The organism is Variovorax sp. KBW07, assembly GCF_003852515.1.
Classification (GTDB): Bacteria; Pseudomonadota; Gammaproteobacteria; order Burkholderiales; family Burkholderiaceae_C; genus Variovorax.
In genome coordinates this window covers 1-10,829 of the sequence record NZ_QAJK01000003.1, presented here as the reverse complement: position 1 = coordinate 10,829, position 10,829 = coordinate 1, and the positions used below count along the sequence as shown (strand labels likewise).

The 10,829-nt window shown below is 66.0% G+C and carries 13 protein-coding genes; 7 read left to right on the top strand and 6 right to left on the bottom strand.

Annotation, left to right across the window (positions count from 1 at the left end):
* Positions 1-84: 84 nt before the first annotated feature.
* Positions 85-831, bottom strand: coding sequence for a Crp/Fnr family transcriptional regulator (locus tag DBV14_RS00675; RefSeq protein WP_124457270.1), 747 nt, complete (start codon positions 829-831; stop codon positions 85-87).
* A gap of 123 nt (positions 832-954) precedes the next feature.
* On the opposite strand from DBV14_RS00675, the gene DBV14_RS00670 reads away from it, so the two are divergent.
* The 4 genes from DBV14_RS00670 to bglX all read left to right on the top strand — a co-directional run bounded on the left by DBV14_RS00670 (position 955) and on the right by bglX (position 5,677).
* On the top strand, positions 955-1,545 hold the full coding sequence (locus DBV14_RS00670; protein ID WP_124457269.1) for an HD domain-containing protein: 591 nt from the start codon (positions 955-957) through the stop codon (positions 1,543-1,545).
* A gap of 39 nt (positions 1,546-1,584) precedes the next feature.
* A complete protein-coding gene (locus DBV14_RS00665; RefSeq protein WP_124457268.1) occupies positions 1,585-2,352 on the top strand; it encodes a class II aldolase/adducin family protein in 768 nt (255 codons plus the stop codon).
* A gap of 93 nt (positions 2,353-2,445) precedes the next feature.
* Positions 2,446-3,333, top strand: coding sequence for a bile acid:sodium symporter family protein (locus DBV14_RS00660; protein WP_124457267.1), 888 nt, complete (start codon positions 2,446-2,448; stop codon positions 3,331-3,333).
* A 46-nt stretch (positions 3,334-3,379) separates the two neighbouring features.
* A complete protein-coding gene (gene bglX, locus DBV14_RS00655; protein ID WP_124457266.1) occupies positions 3,380-5,677 on the top strand; it encodes a beta-glucosidase BglX in 2,298 nt (765 codons plus the stop codon).
* A 15-nt stretch (positions 5,678-5,692) separates the two neighbouring features.
* Here bglX and DBV14_RS00650 read toward each other — a convergent pair whose 3' ends face one another.
* Positions 5,693-6,058, bottom strand: coding sequence for a hypothetical protein (locus DBV14_RS00650; protein WP_124457265.1), 366 nt, complete (start codon positions 6,056-6,058; stop codon positions 5,693-5,695).
* A gap of 179 nt (positions 6,059-6,237) precedes the next feature.
* On the opposite strand from DBV14_RS00650, the gene DBV14_RS00645 reads away from it, so the two are divergent.
* The 3 genes from DBV14_RS00645 (at position 6,238) to DBV14_RS00635 (ending at position 7,643) form a co-directional block, all read left to right on the top strand.
* On the top strand, positions 6,238-6,921 hold the full coding sequence (locus DBV14_RS00645; RefSeq protein ID WP_124457264.1) for a methyltransferase: 684 nt from the start codon (positions 6,238-6,240) through the stop codon (positions 6,919-6,921).
* 63 nt (positions 6,922-6,984) lie between these two features.
* Positions 6,985-7,293, top strand: a complete 309-nt coding sequence (locus tag DBV14_RS00640) for a hypothetical protein (protein ID WP_124457263.1) — start codon at positions 6,985-6,987, stop codon at positions 7,291-7,293.
* A complete protein-coding gene (locus DBV14_RS00635; protein WP_124457262.1) occupies positions 7,290-7,643 on the top strand; it encodes a VOC family protein in 354 nt (117 codons plus the stop codon). The genes DBV14_RS00640 and DBV14_RS00635 overlap by 4 nt, the downstream gene beginning before the upstream one ends.
* A 100-nt stretch (positions 7,644-7,743) precedes the next feature.
* On the opposite strand, the gene DBV14_RS00630 is transcribed toward DBV14_RS00635, so the two are convergent.
* The 4 genes from DBV14_RS00630 to urtE all read right to left on the bottom strand — a co-directional run bounded on the left by DBV14_RS00630 (position 7,744) and on the right by urtE (position 10,690).
* Entirely contained in the window at positions 7,744-8,094 is a 351-nt protein-coding gene (locus DBV14_RS00630; RefSeq protein WP_124457261.1) for an alpha/beta hydrolase, read from the bottom strand.
* A gap of 255 nt (positions 8,095-8,349) precedes the next feature.
* A complete protein-coding gene (locus tag DBV14_RS00625; RefSeq protein WP_124457260.1) occupies positions 8,350-8,691 on the bottom strand; it encodes a zinc ribbon domain-containing protein in 342 nt (113 codons plus the stop codon).
* A gap of 23 nt (positions 8,692-8,714) precedes the next feature.
* Positions 8,715-9,947 (bottom strand): formamidase, encoded by a 1,233-nt coding sequence (gene fmdA, locus DBV14_RS00620; protein WP_124457259.1) that lies wholly within the window; start codon positions 9,945-9,947, stop codon positions 8,715-8,717.
* 53 nt (positions 9,948-10,000) lie between these two features.
* A complete protein-coding gene (gene urtE, locus DBV14_RS00615; RefSeq protein WP_124457271.1) occupies positions 10,001-10,690 on the bottom strand; it encodes an urea ABC transporter ATP-binding subunit UrtE in 690 nt (229 codons plus the stop codon).
* Positions 10,691-10,829 lie beyond the last annotated feature (139 nt).

Below are 10,829 nucleotides of genomic sequence, written 5' to 3'. Positions count from 1 at the left end.
TGGGCGTCGCCCTGAACGAACGACGCCCTGAACGGCACCAGAAGCGCTTATACGCCCGCCAGTAGCAAGCACGGTGACACAACGTCACCCCGTACTGACAAGCCCCTGCAGCGCATCAAGAGACAGCAACTCGATGCGTCCGTACCCGAGCGCAATGACACCCTCCCCCGACAGCGCATTGAGTTCTTTGGACAACGTTTGCCGCGTCACGCCGAGCATCATCGCCAGCGCCTCCTGCGGCAACATCAACGTACGGCGAAGGTGTACCGACTGCGTTGCGTCGCCGCGTGCCAGCACCAGCAGCCGGTGCGCAACACGGGCGCGCAGGCTGCGCAGAGTTGCGTCTTCGGTCAGGCCGTAGAGCATGCGGACACGTGCCGCCAGCATTGCCGCGATCGCGTTCGAAAAGGCCACGTCGCGCATCTGCCGTGCGAAGGCCTCGGGCGGCACCACCAGCAGGTCGAGCGCTTCGAGCGCCGTGGCGTCGTGGGTGCGCGGCGAGCCGTCTATCAGCGTGATCTCGCCGAACCAGTTGCCGGGCTCCAGCACCGCCAGGATGGCCTCGCGCCCGTCTTGCCGCAACGACGAAATCTTGATGGTGCCGGCCACAAGGCCGTAGAAGCCGCCGCCCGCCGCATGGATCGGGTCGCCCTGGCGAAACACCATCGTGCCGCGCCGCACGTGGATGAGTTCGGCCGCGCCCAGCAACGCTTCGCGCTGCGCGCGCGGAATGCTGGTGAACCACGGGTTGCCTTCCAGCGCGGCACGGTGCGGGGCGGAAATTCTCGGCTTGGAAGAGGTGGCAGAGGTGGAAGCGGCAGAGGCGGCCATCGGTGGAAGAGCGTCCGGGGACAGGGGTTTACGAGCACCCTACATTGTCAAATTCTTGACAGTTGAGCGTCAAGCGCAGGTCTACAGTGACCGCCACCCACGCACAACAACGGAGAGCACACGATGAGCGCACGCGCAAGTTTCAAGAGCATGCAGGAGAGCACGCGCGAAGACTGGCAACTGATCGGCGGCGAATTCATGCAGTTCACGGGCGGCCTGCCCGCGCGCGTGATCAAGCACCTGCAGATCCTTGAAGGCGACTACGGCGGCTTTCCGGTCGACCGCTACACCCACTCGCTGCAGACCGCCACGCGCGCGCTGCGCGATGGCCGCGACGACGAATACGTGGTGTGCGCGCTGCTGCACGACATCGGCGACACGCTCGGCAGCTTCAATCACCCCGACATTGCCGCGGCCATCCTCAAGCCCTTCGTGAGCGAGGCCAACCACTGGATGGTGCAGCACCACGGCATCTTCCAGGGCCACTACTTCTTTCACCACATCGGGCTGGACCGCGACATGCGCGACAACTTCAAGGGCCACCCGCACTACGAGCACACGGCCGAGTTCTGCGCGCTGTACGACAACCCGGCGTTCGATCCGAAGGCCGAAACCTTGCCCATCGGCGAATTCGAGCCCATGCTGCGCCGTGTGATGGCGCAGCCGAAGCAAAGCATCTACAAGGCCGCGTTGAGCGAACCCGCGGCGGCCTGAACCCGCAGAGAGATCGAAAAGAGAAAAGGAAACATCCCCATGAACGCCAACTCCCAATCCGAAGTCCAGAAGCTCGTGTCCGCCGAAGAGTGGCAACTGCGCGTCGACCTGGCCGCCTGCTACCGCCTGGTGGCGCTCTACGGCTGGAGCGACCTGGTGTTCACGCACATCAGCGCGCGCATCCCCGGCCCCGAGCACCACTTCCTGATCAACCCCTACGGCCTGATGTTCGACGAGATCACCGCATCGAGCCTGGTCAAGGTCGACCAGCAGTGCAACAAGATCATCGACTCGCCCTACCCCGTCAACCCGGCCGGCTTCGTGATCCACAGCGCCGTGCATGCCGCGCGCGAAGACATCCAGTGCGTGCTGCACACCCACACAAAGGCCGGCATTGCCGTGAGCGCGCAGAAAAACGGCGTGCTGCCCATCAGCCAGCAATCGACCTTCGTGCTGGCCTCGCTGGCGTACCACGACTACGAAGGCGTGGCCTTCCGCGACGACGAGAAGCCGCGCCTGCAGGCCGACATGGGCACGGCCAACTTCCTGATGCTGCGCAACCACGGCCTGCTGACCTGCGGCAAGACCATTGCGGACGCATTCCTCTCGATGTATACCTTCGAGAACACCTGCCAGATCCAGATTGCGGCGCAGTCGGGCGGCAGCGAACTCACTCAAGTCAATCCGAAGATCGTCGAGGGCGTGGGCCAGGCGATGAAGGTGCAGACGGGCGGCCTGGGCGGCCAGTTCGTCTGGCCTTCGCTGATCCGCAAGCTCGACCGCATCGACGACAGCTACAAACAATAAGACCCGTCGGTCCCCGGTTTCCACGGCTGCCAGCCCCTGCACGACAGGGGCCGGCAGCCATTTTTTTAGAAGAACCAGAGGAGACAACACCCCATGGACGCCACGATCATCGTGACCCGGTTCCTGTTCGGCGCGCTCGCGCTCGTCATGTTCGGGCTCGGGCTTTCGCTGTCGCTTGCCGACTTCCGGCGCCTGTTCAAGCATCCGAAGGCCGTGACCATCGCGCTGCTGCTGCAGGTGGTCGGGCTGCCGCTGGCCTGCTACGCCATCATCGTGGGCTTCGGCCTGTCGCCGGTGTTCGCCATCGGGCTGATGCTGCTGGCGGCCTCGCCGGGCGGCATTTCGGCCAACCTGTTCTCGCACCTGTTCGGCGGCAACGTGGCCATGAACATCTCGCTCACGGCCGTGAACACGCTGCTGTCGATCGTCACTTTGCCGCTCATCGCCAACTGGGCCATCGGCCATTTCGCGCAGAGCGGCCAGGTGGTGCCGCTGCAGACGCGCAAGCTGGTCGAGGTGATTGCCATCGTGCTGATTCCGGTGGCCATCGGCATGTTCGTGGCCGCGCGCAAGCCCGGCTTTGCGGCGCGCATGGAAAAGCCGACCAAGATCTTCAGCGGCGTGGTGCTCGCGGTGGTCACGGTGCTGGCCATCGCGAACGAGTGGAAGACCATGACGGCCACCTTCGCCGAGATCGGCCTGCCGGTGCTGTTGTTCAACCTCGTGAGCCTGCTGGCCGGCTACTACCTGAGCCGCGCGGCCGGCCTGGACAAGCCGCTGGCCACGGCCATCAGCTACGAGATCGGCATTCACAACTCGACGCTGGCCATCTTCATCGCGGTGAGCGTGCTCGGCAGCTTTCCGCTGGCGCTGCCCGCCGCCATCTACTCGGTGGTGATGTACATCACCGCGCCGCTGTTCGGCTGGTTGCTGCTGCGGCGGCGACAACCTTCTGTTGCAGTTCAAGCCCCCGGACATTGAGGGGCCGGCCAGGGGCCCTCTTCTTTTCGCCCGACAATGGGCGGCCATGAGCGTTCGAAACCTTGGCGTCGCCAGCCTGCTCGGGCTGGCGTGCATCTCTTTCTCCCCCGCCGCAGAAAAACCCCCGACCGATCCGCCCGATGCCACAAGGGCAAGCGCCGCGAGCGCCGCCGCAGAGGCACGCATCGAGGCGCTGATCGCGCGCATGACACCGCAGGAAAAAGCCGGCCAGCTCAGCCTGTTCGGCCCGGCCGACATCAACGTCCCCAACAACCCGCAGGCCGGCTGGCGCAACGGGCAGCAAGAGACCGAAGACGTGCGCGCCGGACGGCTCACGGGCCTGTTCAACAACGCGGGCCTCGAAGGCAAGCTGCGGCTGCAACGGATTGCGGTGCGCGAATCACGGCTGGGCATTCCGCTGATCTTCGGTGCCGACGTGATCCACGGCTTTCGCACCATCTTCCCGATGCCGCTGGCCGAGGCCTCCAGCTGGGAGCCCGCGCTGGCCGAGCGCACCGCGCGCGCGGCGGCGGTCGAGGCCACGGCCGACGGTTTTCGCTGGACCTTCGCGCCCATGGTCGACATCGCGCGCGACGCCCGCTGGGGCCGCGGCAACGAAGGCGTGGGCGAAGACGTGTACCTGGCGCGCCAGTTCTCGGCCGCGCGCGTGCGCGGCTTCCAGGGCAGCCAGTTGTCGAACGCCGATTCGATGCTGGCCACGCCCAAGCACTTCGCGGCCTACGGCGCGGCCGAAGGCGGCCTCGACTACAACACCAGCGACATCTCCGAGCGCACGCTGCGCGAGGTCTACCTGCCGCCGTTTCGCGCCGCGCTCGACGCCGGCGCGCTCTCGGTCATGAGCGCCTTCAACGAAATCGGCGGCATTCCCTCGACCGCCAACCCCGCGCTGCTGACCGGCGTGCTGCGCGACGAATGGAAGTTCAAGGGCTTCGTGGTGTCCGACTACACCGCCGACGAAGAACTGGTGGAGCACGGCTACGCCGCCAACCCGCGCGAGGCCGCCAAGCAGGCCTTCATGGCCGGCACCGACGTCAGCATGCAAAGCGGCCTGTACATGCGCTACCTGCCCGACCTCGTGGCCTCGGGCGAAGTGCCCATGGCGCGGCTCGACGAAGCGGTGCGCCGCGTGCTGCGCGTCAAGCAGGCGCTCGGCCTCTTCGACGATCCGCTGCGCGGCCTCGACGGCCCGCCCGCGGCGAGCCGCCCCGAGAACCCCGCGTTCATCGCGCTGGCCCGCGACAGCGCGCGCCGCTCCATCGTGATGCTGAAGAACGAGCGCATGCTGCTGCCGCTGCCCAAGGCCGGCACGAAGATCGCGCTGATCGGCCCCTTCTCGGAAGGCACGAAAGACCTGATGGGCTCCTGGAGCCTGTTCCCGGGCCAGTCGGCCCCCGTGGGCATCGACGAAGGGCTGCGCGCCGCACTGGGCCCCGGCTCTTCGCTGACCAGCGTGCGCGGCTCGAACGTCGAGTCGGCGCTGCCCGGCGGCATCGACGCCGCCGTGGCCGCCGCACGCAATGCCGACGTGGTGCTGCTGGCCATCGGCGAAAGCCAGAAGATGTCGGGCGAGGCGCGCTCGCGCAGCGACATCGGCCTGCCGCAGGCGCAGCAGGAACTGGCCGACGCCGTGGCCGCCACCGGCAAGCCGGTGGTCGTGCTGCTGAGCAACGGCCGCGCGATGCCGCTCAAGGGTGCCGTGCGCGACGCGCGCGCCGTGCTCGTCACCTGGTTCCTCGGCGTGCAGACCGGCCACGCCATTGCCGACGTGGTGTTCGGCGACTTCAACCCCTCGGGCCGCCTGCCCGTGAGCTTTCCGCAGACCGCGGGCCAGGTGCCCTACTACTACGCCCACAAGCGCACCGGCCGGCCCTCGCCCGAAGGCGCGCCGGGCATGTCGTTCAAGACGCGCTACCTCGATGCGACGAACGAAGCGCTGTACCCGTTCGGCTTCGGCATCGGCTATGCGCCGGTGCGCTACGACAGCGTCGAGCTGAGCCAGGAGCGCATGACGATGTCCGACACCTTGCGGGTGCGGGCCACCGTCACCAACACCGGCCAGCGCGAGGCCGATGAAGTGGTGCAGCTCTACACCTCCGAGCGCGCGGCCAGCGTGACGCGGCCCGTGCGCGAACTGAAGGGCTTCCGGAAGGTGCGCATTGCGCCGGGTGCATCGACCGTCGTCGAGTTCACGCTCACGGCCGACGACCTTCAGTTCATCGGCCGCGACATGAAGCCCGTGGTCGAGCCGGGCGAGTTCGACCTGTGGGTGGCGCCTTCAGCCGCGAGCGGCATCCGCAAGCGCTTCGTGCTCACGCGCGACTGAGAGGCGCGGCACCGTTCACTCGCCGCTGGCGGTCGAGGCGGCGGGCAGGTTCGCCGATGCCACCGGTGGCGCCACTTGCGACTCGAGGATCTCGGTCGGGTGGATGCCGTTGTTGGCGCGAATGGCCTCGGCCTGGACCTGTGCACGGTCCGCGCCCGCGACCGGCGGTGCCACCTGCGATTCGGCGACCTCGGTGGCATGGATGCCGGTGTTGGCGCGCACCGCATCCGCCGCCACCGCGTCGCGCGACTGGGTCGAATGCGAGACCTGCGGATAGTCGGGGTCGGCACGGCCGCCCGCATGCGCGAGCGGGGCCAGCAGCAGCAACGCGGGCGCTGCGGTGGCAATGCACAGGATGGCCGTAGCGGTACGGACTTTCATGGCGGTGTCTCCTTGAAGTGATGACGACGTTTTCACTCTAGGACGCGTCACTTACCGGCCCGTGAGAGCTTGCTTAGAACCGTGTGAGAACGCCTTGCGCGCTCCGGGAACAGGCCAGCGCGCATACTGGGTCTCCTTTGCTCCCTCGAGGCCTCGCACGCGAGGCCCCGCCCCTGTCGATGCCGGGCTACCGAATCAAGCTGGAACGCATCGCCATCGCAGGTGCGGATGACCTCGTCATCCGGTCGCTGCTCGATCGCCAACAGTTTTCCGACCCGCTGGGCGAAGCCGCCGCGCAAGGCATTTCCTCGGCCGCGTGGCCCATGTTCGGATTGCTGTGGCCTTCGGGTGCGCAACTGGCCGCGCGCATGGCGACGCACCCGGTCGTGATCGGTGCGCGCGTGCTCGAAATAGGCTGCGGCCTCGGGCTGGCCAGCCTCGTCGGCCATCGCCGCGGCAACGACATGACCGCCAGCGACTGCCATCCGCTCACTGCCGGCTTCCTGCTGGAGAACCTTCGGCTGAATGCGCTGCCGCCCATGAAGTACCGGCGCGGCCACTGGGGCATGGACGAGACCGGCGCCGACGGCGACGTGCACGGCCTGTACGACCTCATCATCGGCAGCGACCTGCTCTACGAACGCGACGCCAGGGGCCTGCTCGCCGCCTTTGTCGGGCGCCACGCCAGCCCCGCCGCCGAAGTGTGGATCGTCGACCCCGACCGCGGCAACCGCCCCGCCTTCAACCGGCAGATGGCCGACGAGGGTTTCGGCATGTGCGAAGAACGGCTGGACCAGTTGGCGACCGCCGACAGCGCGGGCTACAGGGGGCGATTGCTGACCTACCGGCGAACCGGCGGCTGAGGCTCTATATTCGGCCGACTTCGCAGAAATGACTCTACCTATCCCCCGATAAATCCGCCTCTCATGCAACCGCCCATTCCCTTCGGCCGTCGCCTGCAACTGGCCTCCGACACCCACGTCGAGATCTACTGGTTCGAATCGAACGGCTTTCTTCGCGCAACGCTCGGCACGCCAGACGGCCCGCAGTGCGCGCCGGTGTTCCGCTACCGGGTTCTTTCGGGCGACAGCATCGAGCTGATCGGCTCCGACGGCATCATCGACACGTGGACCGGCATCCGCGTCGAAGGCGACCTGCTGCATGCCGAATCCGGCGGCAAGCCCAAGGCATTCCGCATCGCGCGCGAAGCCATCGAAAGGAGTGCGCAGCCATGAAAGTCAAACGGCTCGTCGCCAACTTCGCAACGCAGGATGTAGCGCGCGCGCAGGTCTTCTATGCCGAGGTGCTCGGGCTCGACCTGCTGATGGACCACGGATGGATACGCACCTACGGCTCGCAGGCCGAGATGAGCGTGCAGGTCAGCTTCGCGTCGGAAGGCGGTTCGGGTACGCCGGTGCCCGACCTTTCCATCGAGGTCGACGATGTCGACACGGCACTTGCGCGCATGCGAGCGGCCGGCTTTGCCATCGAATACGGCCCGGCCGACGAACCCTGGGGCGTGCGCCGCTTCTACGTTCGCGATCCGTTCGGCAAGCTGGTCAACATCCTTGCGCACACGGCCTGATACGCAGCCCTGATACGCAGCGCCAACGAAAAAACGGGCCCGCGAGGGCCCGTTCTTCTTCATGCGGCAGCCGACGTGTCGGCTTGCTGTTCTGCCTTGCTTACAGGCCGGCTTGGCGCGTGAAAGACACGCTGGGCTTCTTGTAGGCTTGCGGCACTTCGTCGCGGTAGAACGCGCGGCGGTCGAGGCTGGCCAGCGGGTCATGGGCCTTGGCAACGGCTTCGGCTTGCACCACGGCGCGGTTGGCCGTCGAGGTGAAAGGTTGCGCACCGGCGGTGGAGCCGTCGGCATAGATGTTGCCGGCATGGGCAGCGGCAACGCCTTGCGATGCGACTTCAGCGCGGGACACGGTGGAGTTCACGGTGTGCACGCCGTCATAGGTTTCTGCATGTGCTCCGGCAGCAGCCAGGAGCGAGAGAGCAGCAGCAGCGAGGATCTTCGAGGCATTCATTTCAATCTCCTTCAGGGGTTGGTTGGTGAGATGAAGTGTGAGCCTGTTGCGCATCGAAAAACGCTCGCAAAATGAACCGCGGCGTTCACGGTATTGAAACAATGCCGGCCTTGAAAATAAACGGGTCAATAGGGGTTGCCCCAATTCTTCCCTGTGACAGAGGTGGGGGAAGCCCCGCCACAAGGAAGAGTCGGGAAACAACTAAAAACAAGTCCCACAACAATGAAACAAGTCGGCCATCGCGGCCGCCTCCGCTCAGTGGCTGATCATCCACGGCCGCCGCGAAGGCGCCGACTTTGCCCCGTTGGGCGCCGTCACCGTGGCGCCCCGCTTGCCCGAGCTGCAGCAACCGCACCCCGCCGGATGCTTGAAACGCGCGTAGTCCCGCGAGCTGCCCGGCTCATGCCGCGCGCGCTCGTTGGTTTCCATTGCACGGCGCGTGCCCGAAGCCATCAACGCCAGCCGCGGCGCGGCGGACAGCACGCGCGGCGACGCGGTGCCGCAATCGGGACAAGCGGCCGGCTCGTCGCGCTGGCCCGAAGGCCGCAGCGATTCGAAGCCACCGCACTGCCCGCAGGCGTAGTCGTAGGTCGGCATGGTCTGTCTGTTTTTTTTCAAGTTCAGCGCAGGTCGTGCGACAGCGGCATGTCGATGCTGCCGTCGAGCATCTTCACCGGGCCCAGCGCGTTCGGGTTGATGTCGAAGTCGAAGATGCCGGTCGGCAGCCACAGCGTGGCGCACGAGTTGGGCACGTCGACCACGCCGCTGATGTGGCCCTGCACCGGCGCCGTGCCCAAAATCGAATACGCCTGCGCGCCCGAGTAGCCGAACTTCTTCAAATATTCGATGGCGTTCAGGCAGGCTTGCCGGTAGGCCACGTTCACGTCGAGGTAGTGCTGCTTGCCGCTCTCGTCGACCGAGATGCCTTCGAAGATCAGGTAGTCGTTGTACTGCGGCGTGATGGGGCTGGGCTTGAAGATCGGGTTCTTGATGCCGTACTTGGCCATGCCGCCCTTGATGAGCGTGACCTTCATGTGCACCCAGCCGGCCATCTCGATGGCACCGCAGAAAGTGATTTCGCCGTCGCCCTGGCTGAAGTGAAGGTCGCCCACGCTCAGGCCCGCGCCATCGACGTACACCGGAAAGAAAACCTTCGAGCCGCGCGACAGGTCCTTGATGTCGCAGTTGCCGCCGTGCTCGCGCGGCGGCACGGTGCGCGCGCCTTCGGCCGCGGCCTTGGCCCTTGCCTCGCCCGTCATCTTGCCCATGTGCGCGGTGCCGGCGAACGGCGGATTGGCCAGGCCGGGCACGCGGTCCGGGTCGGTGGCAATGAGCTTGCCTTCGCGCTCGTTCCACATGTCGAGCATCGGCTTGTCGGGCAGGCAGCCGATCAGCCCGGGGTGGATGAGGCCCGCGAAGTTCACGCGCGGAATGTGGCGCGAGCTGGTGAACATGCCCTTGAAGTCCCAGATCGATTTCTGCGCTTCGGGAAAGTGGTCGGTCAGGAAGCCGCCGCCGTTCTGCTTCGAGAAGAAGCCGTTGAAGCCCCACAGGCTGTCCTGCTTGGCGCCGATGTCGAGCAGGTCGACCACCAGCAGGTCGCCGGGCTCGGCGCCCTTCACGCCCACCGGGCCCGAGAGGTAGTGCACCGTGCTCAGGTCGATGTCGCGCACGTCGTCGGCGCTGTCGTTGTTCTTGATGAAGCCGCCGGTCCAGTCGAAGGTCTCCAGGATGAAGTCGTCGCCCGGGTTGACCCAGCAGGCCATCGGAATGTCCGGGTGCCAGCGGTTGTGGATGTTCTCGTTCTCGGTCGGCGGCTTGGTCAGGTCGACCTTGATCAGCGTGTCCGTCATTTGCAGTGGCTCCTTGGGTGGTGGTTGAACGGAATCAAGAAAAAAAGCAGATGTCAAACGGAGAGGTAGGCCTTGATGTGGTCCACATCGGTCTTGTCGCGCGCGGTCTCGTGCACCAGCCGCCCGCCTTCGATGACGAACAGCCGGTCGGCCACGTCCATCGCAAAACTGAGCACCTGCTCGGACACGACGATGGTGATGCCGCGCAGCTTGCGGATCTCGTTGAGGGCCTTGGCGATGTCCTTGATGATGGAAGGCTGGATACCCTCGGTGGGCTCGTCGAGCAGCAAAACCTTGGGGTCGGTGACGAGGGCGCGCGCAATGGCAAGCTGCTGCTGCTGGCCACCCGAGAGGTTGCCGCCCTTGCGGCTCTTCATGTCCCACAGCACGGGGAACAGGGCATAGATTTCTTCGGGGATGCGGCGGGTCTTGGAGTTCTCCAGGCCGGTCTGGATGTTCTCTTCGACGGTCAATGTCGGAAAGATCATGCGGCCCTGGGGCACGTAGGCAATGCCCTTGGCCACGCGGCGAAAGCTCTCGTCGCGGGACACGTCCTGCCCCGCGACTTCGATGCGCCCGCTCTTCAGGGGGAGCACGCCCATGAGGCTCTTGAACAAGGTGGTCTTGCCCATGCCGTTGCGGCCCATGATGGCGATGGTTTCATTCGCATGACCCTCGAACGAGATGCCATGCAATGCTTCGCTCTGGCCGTATGCGACGTGCAGGTCGTCTACCTTCAGCATGATGTTGCTCATATCTTTGGTTCCGGTGCTTTGCTTTCTCGTTTCAGGGCAGCTGTTTTGGGTGCGGGTGCGGGTGCGGGTGCGGGTGCGGGTGCGGGTGCGGATGCGGGAGCGGGGTCATTCGGGGTGCGTGCGAATG